Here is a 19,827-nt window from a genome sequence, read left to right as displayed (position 1 = left end):
AACGCCACCGCGCGATGCGTCGGTGGCGTTTTTTTTGGGGCGGGCGGAAAGCGGCCGCCGCCGTGCCGTGGCGGGCGTCAGTCCCGCGCGACGTCCTTCGCCGCCGGCGACGCGCCGTGGCTCAGCCAGTCGAGCACGTCGGCCGTTTCGTCGTCGCTCGCCCGCGCACGCGCCTGCGCGACGGCCTCCGGCAGTTCGCCGTTGGTCGATGCGCGACGGATCGCGACGCCGACCGCGAGGATGTCGATCATCAGCAGATGCAGGATCCGCGAGATCATCGACAGCTGCGATTCGCGCATTTCGATGTGGTCGGTCTCGAGCGCGACGGTCGCGCGCTTCGCGAGCGGCGTGTTGCTCGACGTGATCGCGATCACCTTCGCGCCGGCCTGCATCGCGACTTCGAGCACGCGGAGCAATTCCGGCGCGCGTCCCGACTTCGACACCGCGACGATCACGTCGCCCTTGCCGAGCAGCGCGGCCGATGCGGCCTGCATGTACAGGTCGCCGTACGCGATCGTCGGAATCCCGAAGCGGAAGAACTTGTAATGCGCGTCCTGCGCGACGATGTTCGAGTTGCCGAGCCCGTAGAACTCGATGCGCCGCGCGCCGTTCAGGATCTCGATCGCGTTCTCGACGTGCTCGAAGTTCAGGTGTTCGCGCAACTGCAGGATCGCGGACACCGTGTTGTCGAGCACCTTCGCGCCGAAGTCGGTGGCCGTGTCGCCGAGATGCACCTGGCTGTGGCTCATCGGAATCGTGCCGGTGAGGCCGGTCGCGAGCTTCAGCTTGAAGTCCGACAGCCCCTGGCAGCCGAGCGAGCGGCAGAAGCGGATCACCGTCGGCTGGCTCACGTCCGCCTTGCGTGCGATGTCGACGATCGGGTCGTTGATGATCGAGCGCGGATGGTTCAGCGCGAGATCGGCGACGCGGCGCTCGGCCGGCGTCAGCGCGTCGCGCATCTGGCGGATCCGCTCGAACACGGCCGACGATGCGCCGCCCGACCGGTTCGACAACTGCTCCGCGAGGATCGCCGACACGCCGAGGAACGCCGGATATTCGGCGGTGATCAGGTAGGTCGGGATGTTCTGGAGATACTGCGCGAAGCGGCCCTTCGCCTCGAAGCGCGCGCGGAACGACGAGCGCGTGAACAGTTCGCCGAGCTTCAGCGCGACGCCGCCGCCGATGTACACGCCGCCGAGCGCGCCGAGCGTCAGCGCGAGGCTGCCGGCGAACGAGCCGAGGATGCCGCAGAAGCATTCGACCGCCTCGAGCGCGAGATCGTCGCCCGCATGCGCGCGCTCGACGATCTCCGCCGTGTCGACGGTCGCGGCCACGCGCTTCTTGTCGCGCGCGGCGAGCGCGCGGTAGATGACCTCGATGCCGGGGCCCGCGCACACGCGTTCGAACGACACGTGCGGAAACTTCTTGCGCGCGTATTGCAGCACGAGGTCCTCGCGCTCGTCCTGCGGCGCGAACGATGCGTGACCGCCTTCGCTGCCGAGCGCGATCCAGCGGTCGTCCGCGGGAATCAGGCCGGAGACGCCGAGCCCGGTGCCAGGCCCGAGCAGCCCGATCACGCTGTTCTGGCGGCGCGTGCCGCCGCCGATCTGCACGCGCTGCGCATCGGTCAGGCCCGGCAGCGCCATCGCGAGCGCGGTGAAGTCGTTCACGACGAGCAGCGTGTCGAAGCCGAGCGCGCGGCGCGTGGCCTCGATCGAGAAGCTCCAGTCGTGATTGGTCATCGTGACCTGGTCGCCGTCGACCGGGTTCGCGATCGCGATCGCCGCGTGGTTCACGCGGCTGATCTTCACGTCCTTCAGATACTTGCGGATCGCGTCGGTGAGCGTCGGATAGTCGGCGCCGGGGTAGACGCGGATCTGCGTGATCTCGCCGGGGCCGGTTTCCAGCGCGAAACGCGCGTTCGTGCCGCCGACGTCCGCGAGCAGGCGCGGGCCGTCGGCATGCTGGCCCGCGACGACAGCCTTACTTTGCGCACCAGTAGACATCGAGCTTGGTCCCCTTGTCGTTGGCCAGTTGGGAAATCGCGTTCTTCTGCAGCGATGCGGCCGCTGCGTCGAGCACCGCGCGTTTGCGTTCGCCCGCGATCAGCAGGAACAGCCGGTCGACGCGCTTGAGCGCATCGAGCGAGAAGCTCACCCGCGCATGCGGCGCGGCGCCGGGATGCACGGCGACGAAGCGCTCGGGCGTCGCGATCGCGTGGTTCCATTCGGGCGCGTCCGCGAAGATCGACGCGGTGTGGCCGTCCTCGCCCATGCCGAGCACGGCGACGGTCGGTACGCGGTAGTCGGCGTTCGCGTTGAGCGCGGCGACGTGCGCGTCGAGCGAGACGCGCGTGTCGACGAGCGGCAGGAAGCGGGCAGGGGCCGCCGCGTGCTGCAGCAGCGTGTCGCGCACGAGGTGCGCGTTGCTGGCCGCATCGTCCTCCGGCACCCAGCGGTCGTCGACCAGCGTGACGTCGACGCCGGCCCAGTCGAGCGCCGCGTGCGACAGCGTTTGCAGGAACGGGCGCGGGCTCGTGCCGCCGGACACCGCGAGCGTCGGGCGCGCCGGGCCGCCGAGCGCGGCGCGCAGCGCATCGCCGACGGCGCGCGCGAGCGCTTCGCTTTGCGCTTCCTGGGTGTCGAAAGCGTGAATCTCGATCACATCTCCTCCGGACTGCTTTGTCTGTTCAATTCGTGCGAATCGTGGGGCACGTTGCCGCGCGCTTGCGCGCACGACAACGGTTTGCATCAGTTTTCTTCTTCGAGCCAGCAGGTGCCGTGCTGCGCGAGCATCGCGCTCGCCGCGGCCGGCCCCCACGTGCCTGCCGCATACGGCTTCGGCGGCTTCAGCGAGCGGGCCCATTCGTTCAGGATCGGCTCGACCCAGCGCCACGCGGCTTCCTGCTCGTCGCGACGCACGAACAGCGCGAGGCGGCCGTTGATCACGTCGAGCAGGAGGCGCTGGTACGCCTCCATCTGCCCTTCCTTGAAGAAACGGTCGAACGCGAGGTCGAGGTGCACGCTCGCGAGGTTCATCCCTTCGCCGGGCTGCTTCGCGAGGCAGTACAGGCGAATCGTCTCGTTCGGCTGCAGCCGGATCACGAGGCGGTTCGAGCCGGCGCGCAGCGCGGTCGGCCCGAGGGCCGAGTGCGGCACCGGCCGGAAGTTGACGACGATTTCCGCGACGCGATCGGCGAGACGCTTGCCGGTGCGCAGGAAGAACGGCACGCCGGCCCAGCGCCAGTTCTCGATCTCGACCTTCAGCGCGACGAAGGTTTCGGTCGGGCTGTCCGGCTTCACGCCCGGCTCGGTCGCGTAGGCCGGCACCTGCGCGCCCTTGATCACGCCCGCATGATACTGGCCGCGCACCGCGACCTTGCCGATGTCGCGCGAATCGACGGGTTTCAGCGCGCGCAGCACGCGCAGCTTTTCGTCGCGCACCGAGTCGGAGTCCATCGAATGCGGCGGCTCCATGGCGACGATCGACAGCAGCTGCAGCAGGTGGTTCTGCACCATGTCGCGCAGCGCGCCCGTATTGTCGTAGAAATCGCCGCGTGCCTCGACGCCGAGCTCCTCGGCGATCGTGATCTGGATGCTCTCGACCCATTCGCGGCGCCACAGCGGCTCGAACAGCGCATTGCCGAAGCGCAGCGCGAGCAGGTTCTGCACCGGCTCCTTCCCGAGGTAGTGGTCGATCCGGTAGATCTGGTCTTCCGCGAAGATCTCGCCGACCGCGTCGTTGATCGCGTTCGACGAGCGCAGGTCGTAGCCGAGCGGCTTCTCGAGCACGATGCGCGCGCCTTCGTTCAGCCCGACCGACGCGAGCGCCTTGCAGATCGGCACGAACAGCGACGGCCCCGTCGCGAGATAGAACACGCGGATGCCGGGAAGTTGCGCGACCGCGTCGCGCAGCACGACGTAGTCCTCCGCGCGACCGAGGTCGAGCTTCACGTATTCGATGCGTTCGAGGAAGGATTTCCACGCGGTGTCGTCGAAGGCCTTGCCGGCCGCCTTCGCCGCGTGCGGCTTCACATGCGTGTCGACCCACTCGAGATAGCCGGCCCGATCCGATTCGTGCCGCGCGACGGCAACGATCCGGCCGCTTTCCGCGAGCATGTTGCCGCGGTGCGCTTCGAACAGCGCGGGCAGGATCTTGCGCATCGACAGGTCGCCGGTGCCGCCGAAAAGTACGAAGGTAAAGCTGGAATCGGTATGCATGTGTCTCCGCCGGTTGGGGTGCTGGGAAGCGATCCGTAGTGCGATAAAAATATTTTTGACACTGAATTGTAGTTTAACTACAATCCGCCGCAAGGGGTAGCACCTGGGTGAAGAAAAAAAGAAGTGCGGTCGATGAACCGCGCGAGCTTCGCCTTCGGGAACGCCTTGTGCCGAATGTTATCGGACATTGACGGTGCGCATCGTCCGCGCGCCGTCGCCCCCGGGCTCGCGCCGCAGCATCGCGGCGGGCCAGAAACACAAAGAGGAGACACGCCGTTGAATCTCGATTCACGCTTTCTGTAAGAGCCCGGCCGGTCATCGGCCCCGTACGCTGCATGCGTCCCGCGGCTCGATTTCCCCGTCGTTTATCAAGAAGCCGGTTCCCCGTCGGGGAACTTCACGAGTTGATTCAGTCTGGAGGAGATAAGTAATGAAAGTTCGCTCGATCATGGGCGCGCTCTGCGCCGCGGGTCTGATGGCTGGCGCCGTGGCGGCGCAGGCGGCCGAGAATGTAACCGTGCTGCACTGGTGGACCTCGGGCGGCGAGTCGAAGGCCGTCGGCGTGCTGAAGGACGACGTGCAGAAGCAGGGCTACGTGTGGAAGGACTTCGCGGTCGCGGGCGGCGCCGGCGCCGCGGCCATGACCGCGCTGAAGACCAAGGTGATCAGCGGCGACGCACCGTCGGCCGCGCAGATCAAGGGCCCGCTGATCCAGGACTGGGCCGACCAGGGCGTGCTCGTCAACATCGATTCCGCCGCTGGCGACTGGAAGCAGAACCTGCCGCCGGAAATCGACAAGATCATCAAGTACAAGGGCCACACCGTCGCCGCGCCGTTCTCGGTGCACCGCGTGAACTGGCTCTATATCAACAAGGCCGCGCTCGACAAGGTCGGCGCGAAGGTGCCGACGACCTGGCCGGAATTCTTCGCGGTCGCCGACAAGCTGAAGGCCGCGGGCATCCAGCCGGTCGCGATGGGCGGCCAGCCGTGGCAGGACCTGACGCTGTGGGAAGACGTCGTGCTGTCGCAGGGCCCGGGCTTCTACAAGAAGGCGCTGGTCGATCTCGACCAGGCGACGCTGACGTCGCCGCAGATGCTGTCCGTGTTCGACACGGTTCGCAAGATCCAGGGCTACTTCGATACCGGCCGTAACGGCCGCGACTGGAACCTCGCGACCGCGATGGTCATCAATGGCAAGGCCGGCATGCAGTTCATGGGCGACTGGGCGAAGGGCGAGTTCGAGAACGCCGGCAAGAAGGCGGGCAAGGACTACATCTGCGCGGCGGTGCCGGGTACGGCGAATTCGTACACGTTCAACGTCGACTCGTTCGTGTTCTTCCAGCAGAAGGGCCAGAAGGACGCGACGCCGGGCCAGCTGGCACTCGCGAAGACGATCATGACGCCGGACTTCCAGGAGCAGTTCAGCCTGCTGAAGGGCTCGGTCCCGGTGCGCCTCGGCGTGAAGATGGACAAGTTCGACGACTGCGCGAAGAAGTCGTACGCCGACGAGCAGACCGCGATCAAGTCGGGCGGCTTCGTGCCGTCGCTCGCGCACGGGATGGCGCAGGGCGACGCAACGGCCGGCGCGATCACCGACGTCGTGACGAAGTTCATGAACTCGCAGCAGGATTCGAAGAGCGCGGTCGCCGCGCTCGCGAAAGCCGCGAAGGTGAAGTAAAGCGCGACAGGCGCCCGGCCGGAAACGCTTCAACGGCCGGGCGTTTTTGCAAGTGCAGCAAACGGGCTCGCCCGCGGGCCCGTGCCGTACCCGGCGCCGGCCCGGCCTGCGTCACCCTCGTTCCAGGAGTCGAATCAAGTGGCTGCCCCTCTTAGCGGAAACGGATCCGGCGCTGCCGCCGCACGGCGCACGTCGCCGATGTCGGCCTTCGCCGATCGCTGGATCCCGAAGCTCGTGCTCGCGCCGAGCCTCGCGATCGCCGTGGTGTTCATCTACGGCTTCATCCTGATTACCGGCTATCTGTCGCTGACCAACTCGCGGCTGTTGCCGAACTACGAATTCGACGGCTTCGGCCGTTACACGGACCTGTTCCAGAACGACGTGTGGTGGACCTCTGCCGCGAACCTCGGCTGGTTCGGGATTCCGTTCATCGCGATCTGCGTCGCGCTCGGGCTGTTCCTCGCGATCCTGCTCGACCAGCGGATCCGCAACGAAGGCGCGCTGCGCGCGATCTTCCTGTATCCGATGGCGCTGTCGTTCATCGTCACGGGCACCGCATGGCAGTGGATCCTGAACCCGGGCCTCGGCCTGGAGAAGGTGATGCACGACTGGGGCTGGACGAGCTTCTCGTTCGGCTGGCTCGACGATCCGGACAAGGCGATCTTCTGTATCGTGATCGCCGCCGTGTGGCAGTCGACCGGCTTCGTGATGGCGCTGTTCCTCGCCGGGTTGCGCGGTGTCGACGCCGAGATCTTCAAGGCCGCGCAGGTCGACGGCGCGACGCTGCCGACCATCTACCGCAAGATCGTGATCCCGAGCATGCGCCCGGTGTTCTTCTCGGTGCTGCTGATTCTCTGCCACATCACGATCAAGACCTTCGACCTGGTGGTCGCGTTGACGGCGGGCGGCCCCGGCACGTCGTCGTCGCTGCCGGCCATGTTCATGTACACGTTTTCGTTCAACCGCGGCCAGCTCGGGCTCGGCGCGGCGTCGTCGGTGATGATGCTCGCGACCGTGGTCGCCGTGCTGGTGCCGCTGATGTATATGGAATCGAGGAGCACCCGCAATGCAGCCTAAGATGACGATCAGCCGGGCAGTGATCTATGCGGCGCTGATCCTGTTCGCGCTGTATTTCCTGTTCCCGATCTACGTGATGCTGTCGACGTCCTTCAAGGATCTCGACCAGTTGCGTACCGGCAACCTGCTGACGCCGCCGACGCACTGGACCGTCGATCCGTGGGTGAAGGCATGGAGCGGCGCGTGTACCGGCGTGCGCTGCGACGGCATGAAGCCGTTCTTCCTGAATTCGCTGCAGATGGTGATCCCGGCCGTGCTGATCTCGTCGCTGATCGGCGCGTTCAACGGCTACGTGCTCACGCACTGGCGCTTTCGCGGCGCGGATGCGCTGTTCACGATGATGCTGGTCGGCTGCTTCATTCCGTTCCAGGTGATCCTGCTGCCGATGGCGCGCCTGCAGGGCATGCTCGGCCTCGCCAACACGATTCCGGGCCTCGTGTTCGTGCACGTCGTGTACGGGATCGCGTTCACGACGATGTTCTTCCGCAACTTCTACGTGAGCGTGCCTGCCGAGCTGGTGAAGGCCGCGCGCATCGACGGCGCGGGCTTCTTCACGATCTTCACGAAGATCCTGCTGCCCGTGTCGCTGCCGATCTTCATGGTGTGCCTGATCTGGCAATTCACGCAGATCTGGAACGACTTCCTGTTCGGGATCGTGTTCTCCGGCGTCGACTCGATGCCGATCACGGTCGCGCTGAACAACCTCGTCAACACGTCGACGGGCGTGAAGGAATACAACGTCGACATGGCCGGCGCGATCATCGCCGCGCTGCCGACGCTGCTCGTCTACGTGGTCGCCGGCCGCTACTTCGTGCGCGGGCTGACGGCGGGCGCCGTGAAGGGGTAAGCGCGGATTCATCCGATACGACGAACCGGCCGCGCACGACGCGCGGCGCATCGAAACGAACCCGACGCGGCGCCGCAGTGCGCCGCGCGAGACGAGACAGAGGATTCACAGCATGGCAAGCCTTTCCATCCGTGACGTGTACAAGACCTACCCGAACGGGGTGCCGGTCCTGAAGGGTGTCGACATCGAGATCGAGGACGGACAGTTCCTGATCCTGGTCGGCGGGTCGGGCTGCGGGAAGTCGACGCTGCTCAACATGATCGCCGGCCTCGAGACCGTGACGAGCGGCGAGATCTGCATCGACGGCAAGGTCGTGAACGACCTGTCGCCGAAGGATCGCGACATCGCGATGGTGTTCCAGTCGTACGCGCTGTATCCGTCGATGACGGTGCGCGAGAACATCTCGTTCGGCCTGAACATCCGCAAGGTGCCGAAGAGCGAGCAGCAGCAGATCGTCGAGCGCGTGTCGGCAATGCTGCAGATCCAGCATCTGCTCGACCGCAAGCCGGGCCAGCTGTCGGGCGGCCAGCGCCAGCGTGTCGCGATGGGCCGTGCGCTCGCGCGCGATCCGTCGCTGTTCCTGTTCGACGAACCGCTGTCGAACCTCGACGCGAAGCTGCGCATCGAGATGCGCGCGGAAATCAAGCTGCTGCACCAGCGCCTCGGCACGACGATCGTCTACGTGACGCACGACCAGATCGAGGCGATGACGCTCGGCGACCGGATCGCGGTGATGAAGGACGGTGTGGTCCAGCAGTTCGGCGCGCCGCAGGAAATCTACGATTCGCCGTCGAACCTGTTCGTCGCGGGCTTCATCGGCGCGCCGCCGATGAACTTCATCAACGGCAAGCTGGTCGAGCAGGGCAGCGGGATCGCGCTCGAGATCGACACGGGCCTCGCGCGTGGCGCGCTGAACCTGCCGTTCGACGCGAAGCGGATGAACGGCCACGTGGGCCGCGAGGTGATTCTCGGCCTGCGCCCGGAGCGTATCACCGACGTGCGCAACGCGCACCACGGCGAGACGTCGCAGCTGCAGCCGATCGACGTGCGCGTCGACGTGACGGAGCCGACCGGGCCGGACACGCACGTGTTCGCGCAGGTCAACGGCAAGCGGATCGTGAGCCGCGTGCATCCGGCCGCGAATCCGCAGCCGGGGCAGACGCAGTCGCTGCTGTTCGACGTGTCGAAGGCGGTGCTGTTCGATCCGGCGTCGGAAGAGCGGATCGCGTGAGGCGAACGGATTCGAGGCATCGACGACGCGATCCGGATCGTATTCGATTCGGATGCCCGTCGATCGCCCCGTCTCACGAGATGTTCTTGAATTCAGTGCAGAGGTCATCTTCAGCCCGCCGCATAGTGGCCGGCGGGCGGCAGTCATGGACTGGGCAGTGACAAGAAATACGAACCGATCGCATGCAGTACCGGCATGAACAGAAGGCACGCGAAGACGATCGGAAAATAAAACCTCGAGCGGCGTATGGTGGAAAAAAGGCCGGCCACTGCGACGATCAGACAAACTGTCGCGAGTGCGCCGAACAGGTCGCTATCTGCGACTATCGAAAATAGCGCAAGCATCTTTGCTCCACGGCTTACCGATTGAATGCAGCGAAATTCCAGCGATACAGTTGGAACTGCTTCAGGAAATCTTTGACTTCGGCGCCAGTTGTCTCGTTTCTGTAGTCCCACCCGTCTTCACTGGGCGTGTAGTGTCCGTTTTCGACCCCCATGCCTGCGTAGTTGGCACTTTGGGGGTCCGCACGGTTCCGGCCGAAGATCCGCATGATCGTCGTGAACGGGCGCACGATTACGCCGCTCGAATTGCCCTGCATGATCGAAATGGACGAAGGTGAAGCGCTTGTGACCAATTGGACGTGATGTCCGATACCTGCACGATCGTTGGCCTGTACAAGCATATCCCCGGGCAGGAGCGACCCCGGTGTATGAAGTCGCGAGGTATTTGAATCCGTGCGTTGCGTGTCTGGTGCGCCGAAGGTCAATGACACCATGTCGGCGAAACCGTACATCGTCGAATCGTATCGATGGTGCTCGGATTCACCGTAGATTTCCACGCTCCGATAACTTCGTACGCCGGTCGTCAGCTTCAGGGGCAACCCTTGCAATGCGGCAAACTGGATAAGCAGCCGCAACGCGAAATCTTCGCACGTAAATTGATTCACACGCGCGCTGCCGTTGCGATCCCAGGACATTTCCGTTTGGAGTTGCCTCGCCAGTTGTGGGACGGCAAGGTGGTATTCGTCGATGTCAGCGTCGGTCCATTTGCGACTCGTTTTCCAGAATGTCTTGAATCGGGCAGTGACAGGCTTCGGTGACGCATCGCTCGTTGGCGTGGTTTTTCGTGCCGCGATCCGTTTGTACCGATTGCCTTCAGGAGAAACGTGGATATGTTCCGGCATGGCTATTCCGCGAGATAGATCGTGATGTTTTCGGCATGCGGCGCGGACGTGAGCATGTGAGTTTGTCCATATGCGTCCGTTCGGCCGTATTCGAATGCTCCCGTGTCGCGCTGTAACGCATAAGCGACGTTGCTTAGCGGATTGCCAGCAGCGTCCCGAAAGACGAAGCGGTCGTCAAAGGTGGAGGATGCAGTTGCCGTAACCGCCTGCGTTGCGGCGAGCCCAGATTCCGATCCGGTATCGCAATCCCGAGTGTCAATTTTCCATTTGCGTCCATATCGGGAAATGATGCGGGGAGAGCGATCACAGCGACATCGGACCCAATCGCCGCTCAAGGCTTGAACTCTCCCTGCGGAAGTGAAGTCACGCATTCGCTTCTTGTTCGGGGCGCCGGGTGCTGCTTCAATCGTTCCGAAGCTTTCGCAACTGCTGCACCACGCGCGTTGTCCGACGAATGTGATTTTCCGACGCTTGCCGTCTTCTCCCACGATCGTTCCGCATTTACCTCCGTCCAGTACGTAGCCGCCGCTGTCCAGCGGATCGTCTTCCACTACCGCAAAAAAAATGGTCATGCCGTGTCACTCGTTTGAACTTGTCGAGCAGAACGTAGCATGGCAGTACTGAGTATTGAAATGGGAATGTAAAAAACTGTGTCTGATAAATCGCATGGTTTCGAATCAATGGCGTGCAACAACAAGGAGGTGTTCCAACCATCCCTTGTGTTTCAAGCGATGCTTGAATTCAGTGTGGCAACCGCACGTCGAACTTGAACGTCGCGAGCCGCGCGACGAGGATGAAGCCGGTCGCGAGCAGCACGCTGTACACGGAATCGAACTGCAGCCATGCGAGCAGCAGGTAGAACCAGCAGCCGATGAACGTGCAGGTCGCGTACGGCCGCGAATCGCGCAGGATCAGCGGGATGTCGTTGCACAACACGTCGCGGATGATCCCGCCCACCACGCCCGTGATCACGCCCATCATCACCGCGATGAAGCGCGGCATCTCGGCATCGAGCGCGATCGCGGTGCCGGAGATGCTGAAGATGCCGAGCCCGATCGCGTCGGCTACCAGCAGCAGCCGCTCGGCCGACAGCCGCGACAGCATCCGCAGCACGAACGGCGCGAACAGCGCGAGCACGAAGATCGCGATCACGTAGTCGTCGTGCACGACCCAGTAGAACGGCCGGCGCTCGAGCAGGATGTCGCGCAGCGTGCCGCCGCCGAACGCGGTGGCGAGCGCGACGACGAACGTGCCGACCGAATCGAGCCGGTTCTTGCGTGCCTCGATGAAACCCGAGATCGCGAACGCCAGCGTCGCGATCGCTTCCAGTACCGCGATCGCGAGCGTCAGCCTAGGATGCGGCACGCGGCCCCCGATCGGCGGGCGCCGCGAGCGGCTGCAGCAGCACGAGCACCGCGCCCGCGCCGCCGTCGTGGCTGCGCGCCTCGCAGAACGCGATCACTTCCTCCTTCTGCACGAGCCACGCGCGTACTTTGCCCTTCAGCACGGGTTCCTTGCCGATCGAGCCGAGCCCCTTGCCGTGAATCACGCGCAGGCACCGCAGCCCCTTCTTGCCGGCCTCGCGGATGAATTCCGCGAGCGCGTCGCGCGCTTCGTCGCGCCGCATCCCGTGCAGGTCGAGCTGCGCCTGCACGATCCATGCGCCGCTCCTCAGCTTGCGCACGACGTCGCGGCTGATGCCGGGGCGGTGGTAGTACAGCGATTCGTCGCTGTCGAGCAGCGTCTCGGGATCGAATTCGTCGGACAGCGTCGCGTTCAGCACGTCTTCCTCGTCGCGCTGAGTCTGCTTCGGCACCGGGTCGGGCGGCGTGCGGCCGGACTTCGCGCGCGGCAGCGCGTTCAGCGGCTGGATCGCGCCGATTTCGTTGCGGAACAGGTTCGCGTCGGCCTCGGCCTGGCGGGCGGCCTTCGCGGTTTCGACGCGGGTGCGCTCGCGGCGGTCGGCTTCGCCTTGCAGCGACTTGCGCAACGCGCCGAGGCCGGCCAGACCCTGGCCGCGCAGCGCGGCTGCGTCGGGCGCGGGCGGCGGCGCGGCGGGCGCGGGGTTCGACGGACGGGCGGCGATCTGCCGCTTCGCGGGATCGCTCGGATGGGGCTGGTTCTTTGCCATGATTCGGTAACCGGGCAGGCGCGTTCGGACGCGCGGGCACAAAAAAGCCGCTGCACGGCGGCAGCGGCTTTCCGGTCGAGCCCGCTTCGCGGCAGCGGACGCCATTGTAGCGCCCGGCGCGCGAAGGCCTGACGCTTACTTCTTGTCGTGCAGGCTTTCGAGGTAGCGCTGCGCGTCGAGCGCGGCCATGCAGCCCGTGCCGGCGCTCGTGATCGCCTGGCGATACACGTTGTCCTGCACGTCGCCGGCGGCGAACACGCCCGGCACGCTCGTCGACGTCGCGTTGCCTTGCAGGCCGCTCTTCGTCAGGATGTAGCCGTCCTTCATCTCGAGCTGGCCCTGGAACAGGTCGGTATTCGGCTTGTGGCCGATCGCGACGAACACGCCCTGCACGGTGAGATCCTGCTTCTCGCCGGTCTTCACGTTCTTGATGCGCAGGCCCGTCACGCCCGATTCCTCGCCCGTCACCTCGTCGAGCACGTGATCCCACTTGATGTCGACGACGCCTTCCTTTTCCTTCTCCAGCAGACGGTCGATCAGGATCGGCTCGGCGCGGAACTTGTCGCGGCGGTGGATCACCGTGACCTTCTTCGCGATGCCCGTCAGGTAGAGCGCTTCCTCGACGGCCGTGTTGCCGCCGCCGATCACCGCGACTTCCTGGTTGCGATAGAAGAAGCCGTCACAGGTCGCGCAGGCCGACACGCCCTTGCCCATGAATGCTTCCTCGGAAGCCAGGCCGAGATACTGCGCGGACGCGCCGGTCGCGATGATCAGCGAGTCGCACGTGTATTCGCCGGAGTCGCCGATCAGCCGGATCGGCTTTTCGTGCAGTTTCGCGGTGTGGATGTGATCGAATACGATTTCGGTGTTGAAGCGCTCGGCGTGTTCCTGGAAGCGCGCCATCAGTTCCGGGCCTTGCACGCCCTTTGCGTCCGCCGGCCAGTTTTCGACGTCGGTCGTGGTCATCAGCTGGCCGCCCTGCGCGATGCCGGTGATCAGCACCGGGGACAGGTTGGCGCGTGCCGCGTAGACGGCAGCCGTGTAGCCGGCGGGGCCGGAACCGAGAATCAGGACTTTGGCGTGTTTGGGCGTGGACATGTGCGAATCCGTAAAAGGCGGCCGCGGCGGGTGGGGTAGGCCCGCCGTACGATCCGGGTTGACCGGGATGCCGTCATAGATGGGTATCAGACGCGCATTATAAAGGCCCCGTTGCTGCGCTGCCGAACGAGAGTTTCAATCGTGGCGATAGCATTGCCCGGCGGTCGCTTCGGCGCCCCGGCCCTCTTATGTAACCGTCATTTACACTTGACGCCCCGGTGCAGCGTTTACAATAAGCGCGATCGAACGACAGGCGGGCGCGCGGCCCGTCCTCTTTATACGGATTCATGGCAAAAGCTCCTTATTCCGCCCAGGCACAGGCGTTGCCGCACCGGATGTCGAAGCTCCTCACGGAGATCCGCTGGATTCTCCAGGTCGCGCTCTGCGCTTTTCTGGTGATGGCCCTGTTGAGCTACAGCCGGCGCGATCCGAGCTGGACGCACGCCGCGCAGGTGGACCACATCTCGAACTGGGCCGGTCGCGTCGGCGCATGGACGGCCGACATCATCCTGCTGCTGTTCGGCCTGTCGGCCTACTGGCTGATCGTGCCGCTCGGGCGGCGCATCGCGGTCAACTACCGGCGCATCACGCGTCACGAGGCGGTCGCCGACGAACCGGAGCGGCCGATCGGCTGGCTCACCGAGATCTTCGCGTTCGTGCTCGTCGTGCTCGCGTGCGACGGCATCGAGGCGCTGCGGATGTGGTCGCTGAAGGTGCAGCTGCCGCGCGCGCCGGGCGGCGTGATCGGCGAGGCCGTCGCGGGTGCGATGTCGCATGCGTTCGGCTTCACCGGCGGCACGCTGCTGCTCCTGATCCTGCTCGCGATCGGCCTGTCGCTGTATTTCCGCTTCTCGTGGCTGTCGGTCGCCGAGCGCGTCGGCGGCGCGATCCTGTCCGCCGTCAACGTCGCGAAGCTGCGCCGCGAGGCCGAACGCGACCGCAAGCTCGGCGAGGCCGCGGCCGTGCGCCGCGAAGGGAAGGTCGAAGAGGAGCGCGTGCGTATCGAGGATCACGAGCCCGTGACGATCGTGCCGCCGGTCGTCACGCCGGCGAAGTCCGAGCGCGTCGAGCGCGAGCGCCAGGTGCCGCTGTTCACCGACCTGCCGGGCGATTCGACGCTGCCGCCGGTGTCGTTGCTCGATCCCGCGCCGAAGACGCAGGAAGCGATTTCCGCCGATACGCTCGAATTCACGTCGCGGCTGATCGAGAAGAAGCTGAAGGACTTCGGTGTCGAGGCGAGCGTCGTCGCCGCGTATCCGGGCCCGGTCGTCACGCGCTACGAAATCGAGCCGGCCACCGGCGTGAAGGGCAGCCAGATCGTCAACCTCGCGAAGGATCTCGCGCGTTCGCTGTCGCTCGTGTCGATCCGCGTGGTCGAGACGATCCCCGGCAAGAACTACATGGCGCTCGAACTGCCGAACCAGCGCCGCCAGACGGTCCACCTGTCCGAGATCATCGGCTCGGAAGTCTATGCGGCCGCGTCGTCGGCGCTGACGCTGAGCCTCGGCAAGGACATCGGCGGCAAGCCGGTGTGCGCGGATCTCGCGAAGATGCCGCACTTGCTGGTCGCCGGCACGACCGGTTCGGGCAAGTCGGTCGGGATCAACGCGATGATCCTGTCGCTGCTCTACAAGGCCACCGCGGAGCAGGTGCGTCTGATCCTGATCGATCCGAAGATGCTCGAAATGAGCGTCTACGAAGGCATTCCGCACCTGCTGTGCCCGGTCGTCACCGACATGCGCCAGGCCGGCCATGCGCTGAACTGGACCGTCGCGGAGATGGAGCGTCGCTACAAGCTGATGAGCAAGCTCGGCGTGCGTAACCTGGCGGGCTACAACAACAAGATCGACGAAGCGGCGAAGCGCGAGGAAAAGATTCCGAATCCGTTCAGCCTGACGCCGGACGATCCCGAACCGCTCGGCCGACTGCCGAACATCGTCGTCGTGATCGACGAGCTGGCCGACCTGATGATGGTCGTCGGCAAGAAGGTCGAGGAGCTGATCGCGCGGATCGCGCAGAAGGCGCGCGCGGCCGGCATCCACCTGATCCTCGCGACGCAGCGTCCGTCCGTCGACGTGATCACCGGCCTGATCAAGGCGAACGTGCCGACGCGGATCGCGTTCCAGGTGTCGTCGAAGATCGACTCGCGCACGATTCTCGACCAGATGGGCGCCGAATCGCTGCTCGGGATGGGCGACATGTTGTACCTGCCGCCGGGCACCGGGCTGCCGGTGCGCGTGCACGGCGCGTTCGTCGCCGACGACGAAGTGCATCGCGTCGTCGACAAGCTCAAGGAGCAGGGCGAGCCGAACTACGTCGAAGGGCTGCTCGAGGGCGGCACCGTCGACGGCGACGAGGGTTCGGCCGGCGCGGGAACCGGCGAAGGCGGCGGCGAGTCTGATCCGTTGTACGACCAGGCGGTCGAGATCGTCATCAAGAACCGCCGCGCGTCGATTTCGCTCGTGCAGCGCCATTTGCGGATCGGCTACAACCGCGCGGCGCGGCTGCTCGAACAGATGGAACAGTCGGGGCTCGTGTCGGCGATGTCGTCGAGCGGCAACCGCGAAATTCTTGTGCCGGCGCGCGACGCGGAATGAGTCCGCGGCGCCCGCAGCGCCGGCCACCCAGGGAGAAAACCGCAACATGCAGCAACTTTCGTTCGTCCCTTCCCTTCGTTCGACGCGGCGCTGGCTCGGCGCGGCGTTCGCCGGCGCATCGCTGATGCTCGCGGCGACGCACGCGTTCGCGGGCGGCACCGAGCAACTGAAGGCCTTCGTGTCGCAGGTGCGATCGGCCAAAGGCGATTTCACGCAGCAGATCGTCAAGGCGCCGACCAAGGGCGCGAGCGCCGCACAGGCCGCGCCGAAGCCGAACGACAACTCGAGCGGCACGTTCGTGTTCTCGCGTCCGGGCAAGTTCATCTGGACGTACCAGAAGCCGTACCAGCAGGTGCTGCAGGCCGACGGCGACAAGCTCTACGTGTACGACCGCGACCTGAACCAGGTCACCGAGCGCAAGCTGAACGGCGCGCTGGGCGCGAGCCCGGCCGCGATCCTGTTCGGCAGCAACGATCTCGACAAGAACTACACGCTGCGCGACGCCGGCGAGAAGGGCGGCATCGAGTGGCTGGAGATGCTGCCGAAGGCGCAGGACACGCAGTTCCAGCGGATCGGCATCGGTTTCCGCAACGGCACGCTCGCCGCGATGGAACTGCACGACGTGTTCGGCAACGTCACGCTGCTCACCTTCACGAACATCCAGACGAACCCGCCGCTGAAGAGCGATGCGTTCAAGTTCGTCGTGCCGAAGGGCGCGGACGTGATCAACGGCTGATCGGCACCGCACCATTTTCCCGACACGGGCCTGCCGGCGACGGCAGGCCCGTGTTGTTTTCCGGAGCGGGCATCGGGCGCGGGCACCGGGCCCGGCGATGCCGTCGTGCGGCTGTCATAATGTCGGGTCCGGCGGCCGGTTCGGCCGCCATCGTTTGATCTGGAGCGAGGGTTCATGTCCGACCTGTTTCAAGTCGAGCCGCGCCGGCCGCTCGCCGAGGCGCTGCGGCCGAAGACGCTCGCCGAGGTGATCGGCCAGACGCATCTGCTGGGCGAAGGCAAGCCGCTGCGGCTCGCGTTCGAATCCGGCAAGCCGCATTCGATGATCCTGTGGGGGCCGCCCGGCGTCGGCAAGACGACGCTCGCGCGTCTTACCGCGCTCGCGTTCGACTGCGAGTTCATCGCGCTGTCCGCGGTGCTGGGCGGCGTGAAGGACATCCGCGAGTCGATGGAGCAGGCGAAGGACACGCTGAACCGCACCGGCCGCCACACGATCCTGTTCGTCGACGAAATCCACCGCTTCAACAAGGGGCAGCAGGACGCGCTGCTGCCGTTCGTCGAGTCGGGGCTCGTGACCTTCATCGGAGCGACGACCGAGAACCCGAGCTTCGAAGTCAACTCGGCGCTGCTGTCGCGGGCGCAGGTGTACGTGCTGCAGTCGCTGAACGACGACGAGATGCGCCAGTTGCTCAAGCGCGCGCAGGAAATCGCGCTCGACGGCCTCGCGTTCGACGACAAGGCGATCGATACGCTGATCGGTTATGCCGACGGCGACGCGCGGCGCTTCCTGAACCTGCTCGAACAGGCGCAGACGGCCGCATCGTCCGCCAGGGTCACGACCATCGATGCCGATTTCGTCAGCAGCGCGATGACGCTGAACGCGCGGCGCTTCGACAAGGGCGGCGACAACTTCTACGACCAGATCTCGGCGCTGCACAAGTCGGTGCGCGGTTCGAGCCCGGACGGCGCGCTGTACTGGTTCTGCCGGATGATCGACGGCGGCGCGGATCCGAAATATCTCGCGCGGCGGATCGTGCGGATGGCGTGGGAAGACATCGGCCTCGCCGACCCGCGCGCGCTGCAGGTGGCGAACGATGCGGCCGAGACCTACGAGCGGCTCGGCTCGCCGGAAGGCGAGCTGGCGCTCGGGCAGGCGGTGATCTATCTCGCGTGCGCGGCGAAGAGCAACGCGGGCTACAACGCGTTCAACCAGGCGATGGCGTTCGTGAAGCAGGACAAGTCGCGCGAGGTCCCCGTGCATCTGCGCAATGCGCCGACCAAGCTGATGAAGGAACTCGGCTACGGTCACGCGTATCGCTACGCGCACGACGAGCCGAATGCCTACGCGGCCGGCGAGTCGTACCTGCCGGAAGGAATGCGCGAGCCGCGCTGGTACAAGCCGGTGCCGCGCGGGCTCGAATCGAAGATCGCCGACAAGCTCGCGTGGCTGCGCGAACTCGACCGTGAGGCCGGCAAGAAGGACTGACCGACCGCGCGCGGCTTGGAGCGCATCAGCGCTTGCGGGGGTCCCTGGCCGGGCTGCTGACGCACGCCGAGCGGCGGCGCCGCGCGACGCGTTTCGCCGGCTGCCGACGCGCAGCCGGGATTGCGATATTCCCACGCCCGTCGCGCGTTTGCGGCACTGTCCATCCGGCCAGTGCCGTGGCGGCCCCGCGGTGCGTTAGAATTCCCGTCTTACACAACGATTTTCCAAGTCCTCCCATGCTCGACATCCAGTTGCTGCGCAAAGACCTCGACGGCGTCGCGAAGCGCCTCGCCGATCGCGGCTACACCCTCGACGTCGCCGCGTTCTCCGCACTCGAAGCGGAACGCCGTGCGATCCAGACCCGTACCGAAGAGCTCCAGGCACGCCGCAACAGCCTGTCGAAGCAGATCGGCGCGATGAAGGGGAAGGGCGAGGACACGTCGGCCGTCATGGCCGAAGTCGGCGGGATCGGCGACGAGATGAAGGCGTCGGAGACCAAGCTCGGCGAGATCCAGACGCGCCTGTCCGACCTGATGCTGGGCATGCCGAACATCGCGCACGAAAGCGTGCCGGTCGGCAAGGACGAGGCCGACAACGTCGAGGTGCGCCGCTGGGGCACGCCGCGCGAGTTCGACTTCAAGGTGAAGGATCACGTCGACGTCGGCACGCCGCTCGGCCTCGATTTCGAAACCGGCGCGAAGCTCGCCGGTGCGCGCTTCACGATGCTGCGCGGCTCGATCGCACGCCTGCACCGCGCGCTCGCACAGTTCATGATCGACACGCACACGCTGCAGCACGGCTACAGCGAGACGTACACGCCGTACATCGTGAACCCCGAAATCCTCTACGGCACGGGCCAGCTGCCGAAGTTCGCCGACGACATGTTCCGCGTCGAGAAGGGCGGCGCCGAAAACACGATCACGCAGTACCTGATCTCCACGTCCGAGATTTCGCTGACGAACACCGTGCGCGAATCGATCGTCGAAGGCGCCGCGCTGCCGATCAAGCTGACCGCGCATTCGCCGTGTTTCCGTTCGGAAGCCGGTTCGTACGGCCGCGACACGCGCGGCATGATCCGCCAGCATCAGTTCGACAAGGTCGAGATGGTGCAGGTCGTCGCGCCGGACGCTTCGTACGCGGCACTCGACGAGATGGTCGGCCACGCGGAAGCGATCCTGCAGAAGCTCGGCCTGCCGTACCGCGTGATCACGCTTTGCACGGGCGACATGGGCTTTTCGGCCGCGAAGACGTTCGACCTCGAAGTGTGGCTGCCCGCGCAGAACACCTATCGCGAGATCTCGAGCTGCTCGAACACCGAAGCGTTCCAGGCGCGCCGCATGCAGGCACGTTTCCGCAACGCGCAGGGCAAGCCGGAACTCGTGCATACGCTGAACGGTTCCGGCCTCGCGGTCGGCCGCACGCTCGTGGCCGTGCTGGAGAACTACCAGAATGCCGACGGTTCGGTCACGGTGCCGGAGGCACTGCGTCCGTACATGGGCGGCATGGAGCGAATCGAAGCGCCTGCGCAGGCGTCGTGAGATCGC

The 19,827-nt window shown here is 65.6% G+C and carries 15 protein-coding genes and 1 pseudogene; 8 read left to right on the top strand and 8 right to left on the bottom strand.

Annotated elements, in window-relative coordinates:
• Positions 1-77: 77 nt before the first annotated feature.
• The 3 genes from HWX22_RS06365 to zwf all read right to left on the bottom strand — a co-directional run bounded on the left by HWX22_RS06365 (position 78) and on the right by zwf (position 4,220).
• Complete coding sequence (locus HWX22_RS06365) at positions 78-2,006, bottom strand: bifunctional transcriptional regulator/glucokinase (protein ID WP_059690778.1); 1,929 nt, start codon at positions 2,004-2,006, stop codon at positions 78-80.
• The gene (gene pgl / locus HWX22_RS06360) at positions 1,984-2,664 is read right to left on the bottom strand and encodes a 6-phosphogluconolactonase (RefSeq protein ID WP_175907504.1); all 681 of its coding nucleotides are present in this window, start codon (positions 2,662-2,664) and stop codon (positions 1,984-1,986) included. Before pgl ends, HWX22_RS06365 begins: the two co-directional genes overlap by 23 nt.
• An 86-nt stretch (positions 2,665-2,750) precedes the next feature.
• Positions 2,751-4,220 carry a glucose-6-phosphate dehydrogenase gene (gene zwf / locus HWX22_RS06355; RefSeq protein ID WP_059530188.1) on the bottom strand — a complete coding sequence of 490 codons (1,470 nt, stop codon included), beginning with the start codon at positions 4,218-4,220 and terminating at the stop codon, positions 2,751-2,753.
• Between the two features lie 430 nt (positions 4,221-4,650).
• Between zwf and HWX22_RS06350 the strand changes: the two genes are divergently transcribed.
• From HWX22_RS06350 to ugpC, 4 genes are all read left to right on the top strand, one after another.
• Positions 4,651-5,898 (top strand): ABC transporter substrate-binding protein, encoded by a 1,248-nt coding sequence (locus HWX22_RS06350; RefSeq protein WP_175907499.1) that lies wholly within the window; start codon positions 4,651-4,653, stop codon positions 5,896-5,898.
• 138 nt (positions 5,899-6,036) lie between these two features.
• The gene (locus HWX22_RS06345; protein ID WP_059509685.1) at positions 6,037-6,975 is read left to right on the top strand and encodes a sugar ABC transporter permease; all 939 of its coding nucleotides are present in this window, start codon (positions 6,037-6,039) and stop codon (positions 6,973-6,975) included.
• Positions 6,965-7,822 (top strand): carbohydrate ABC transporter permease, encoded by an 858-nt coding sequence (locus tag HWX22_RS06340; protein ID WP_059448153.1) that lies wholly within the window; start codon positions 6,965-6,967, stop codon positions 7,820-7,822. The genes HWX22_RS06345 and HWX22_RS06340 overlap by 11 nt, the downstream gene beginning before the upstream one ends.
• A gap of 112 nt (positions 7,823-7,934) precedes the next feature.
• Positions 7,935-9,053 (top strand): sn-glycerol-3-phosphate ABC transporter ATP-binding protein UgpC, encoded by a 1,119-nt coding sequence (gene ugpC, locus HWX22_RS06335; RefSeq protein ID WP_059530181.1) that lies wholly within the window; start codon positions 7,935-7,937, stop codon positions 9,051-9,053.
• 358 nt (positions 9,054-9,411) lie between these two features.
• Here ugpC and HWX22_RS06330 read toward each other — a convergent pair whose 3' ends face one another.
• The 5 genes from HWX22_RS06330 to trxB all read right to left on the bottom strand — a co-directional run bounded on the left by HWX22_RS06330 (position 9,412) and on the right by trxB (position 13,465).
• Positions 9,412-10,236, bottom strand: a complete 825-nt coding sequence (locus HWX22_RS06330) for a hypothetical protein (RefSeq protein ID WP_175915156.1) — start codon at positions 10,234-10,236, stop codon at positions 9,412-9,414.
• Between the two features lie 2 nt (positions 10,237-10,238).
• Positions 10,239-10,808, bottom strand: a complete 570-nt coding sequence (locus HWX22_RS06325) for a hypothetical protein (RefSeq protein WP_175915235.1) — start codon at positions 10,806-10,808, stop codon at positions 10,239-10,241.
• Between the two features lie 169 nt (positions 10,809-10,977).
• On the bottom strand, positions 10,978-11,601 hold the full coding sequence (locus HWX22_RS06320; RefSeq protein ID WP_175915234.1) for a trimeric intracellular cation channel family protein: 624 nt from the start codon (positions 11,599-11,601) through the stop codon (positions 10,978-10,980).
• Positions 11,588-12,367 (bottom strand): Smr/MutS family protein, encoded by a 780-nt coding sequence (locus tag HWX22_RS06315; protein ID WP_175915233.1) that lies wholly within the window; start codon positions 12,365-12,367, stop codon positions 11,588-11,590. The genes HWX22_RS06320 and HWX22_RS06315 overlap by 14 nt, the downstream gene beginning before the upstream one ends.
• 135 nt (positions 12,368-12,502) lie before the next feature.
• Entirely contained in the window at positions 12,503-13,465 is a 963-nt protein-coding gene (gene trxB / locus HWX22_RS06310; protein WP_059690783.1) for a thioredoxin-disulfide reductase, read from the bottom strand.
• Positions 13,466-13,752: 287 nt separating this feature from the next.
• On the opposite strand from trxB, the gene HWX22_RS06305 reads away from it, so the two are divergent.
• The 4 genes and pseudogenes from HWX22_RS06305 (at position 13,753) to serS (ending at position 19,821) form a co-directional block, all read left to right on the top strand.
• On the top strand, positions 13,753-16,062 hold the full coding sequence (locus HWX22_RS06305) for a DNA translocase FtsK (protein ID WP_059530170.1): 2,310 nt from the start codon (positions 13,753-13,755) through the stop codon (positions 16,060-16,062).
• Positions 16,063-16,108: 46 nt separating this feature from the next.
• A pseudogene (gene lolA / locus HWX22_RS06300) lies at positions 16,109-16,780 on the top strand (outer membrane lipoprotein chaperone LolA); the annotation flags it as partial.
• Between the two features lie 192 nt (positions 16,781-16,972).
• Positions 16,973-18,283, top strand: coding sequence for a replication-associated recombination protein A (locus HWX22_RS06295; protein ID WP_014897797.1), 1,311 nt, complete (start codon positions 16,973-16,975; stop codon positions 18,281-18,283).
• A gap of 236 nt (positions 18,284-18,519) precedes the next feature.
• Positions 18,520-19,821, top strand: coding sequence for a serine--tRNA ligase (gene serS / locus HWX22_RS06290; RefSeq protein ID WP_175915231.1), 1,302 nt, complete (start codon positions 18,520-18,522; stop codon positions 19,819-19,821).
• The last annotated feature ends 6 nt before the right edge of the window (positions 19,822-19,827 follow it).

It is taken from the genome of Burkholderia sp. BCC1638 (assembly GCF_902833195.1).
In the GTDB taxonomy this organism is placed as follows: Bacteria; Pseudomonadota; Gammaproteobacteria; order Burkholderiales; family Burkholderiaceae; genus Burkholderia; species Burkholderia diffusa.
The sequence above is the reverse complement of the archived record's forward strand: the minus strand, read 5'-3'. Positions and strand labels throughout refer to the sequence as shown.

Excerpts from the sequence above, each read along its gene's own strand:
- HWX22_RS06365 (WP_059690778.1), bottom strand. The coding sequence starts at position 2,006 with ATGTCTACTGGTGCGCAAAGTAAGGCTGTCGTCGCGGGCCAGCATGCC.
- zwf (WP_059530188.1), bottom strand. The coding sequence starts at position 4,220 with ATGCATACCGATTCCAGCTTTACCTTCGTACTTTTCGGCGGCACCGGC.
- HWX22_RS06350 (WP_175907499.1), top strand. The coding sequence starts at position 4,651 with ATGAAAGTTCGCTCGATCATGGGCGCGCTCTGCGCCGCGGGTCTGATG.
- HWX22_RS06340 (WP_059448153.1), top strand. The coding sequence starts at position 6,965 with ATGCAGCCTAAGATGACGATCAGCCGGGCAGTGATCTATGCGGCGCTG.
- ugpC (WP_059530181.1), top strand. The coding sequence starts at position 7,935 with ATGGCAAGCCTTTCCATCCGTGACGTGTACAAGACCTACCCGAACGGG.
- HWX22_RS06330 (WP_175915156.1), bottom strand. The coding sequence starts at position 10,236 with ATGCCGGAACATATCCACGTTTCTCCTGAAGGCAATCGGTACAAACGG.
- HWX22_RS06325 (WP_175915235.1), bottom strand. The coding sequence starts at position 10,808 with ATGACCATTTTTTTTGCGGTAGTGGAAGACGATCCGCTGGACAGCGGC.
- HWX22_RS06315 (WP_175915233.1), bottom strand. The coding sequence starts at position 12,367 with ATGGCAAAGAACCAGCCCCATCCGAGCGATCCCGCGAAGCGGCAGATC.
- trxB (WP_059690783.1), bottom strand. The coding sequence starts at position 13,465 with ATGTCCACGCCCAAACACGCCAAAGTCCTGATTCTCGGTTCCGGCCCC.
- HWX22_RS06305 (WP_059530170.1), top strand. The coding sequence starts at position 13,753 with ATGGCAAAAGCTCCTTATTCCGCCCAGGCACAGGCGTTGCCGCACCGG.
- HWX22_RS06295 (WP_014897797.1), top strand. The coding sequence starts at position 16,973 with ATGTCCGACCTGTTTCAAGTCGAGCCGCGCCGGCCGCTCGCCGAGGCG.
- serS (WP_175915231.1), top strand. The coding sequence starts at position 18,520 with ATGCTCGACATCCAGTTGCTGCGCAAAGACCTCGACGGCGTCGCGAAG.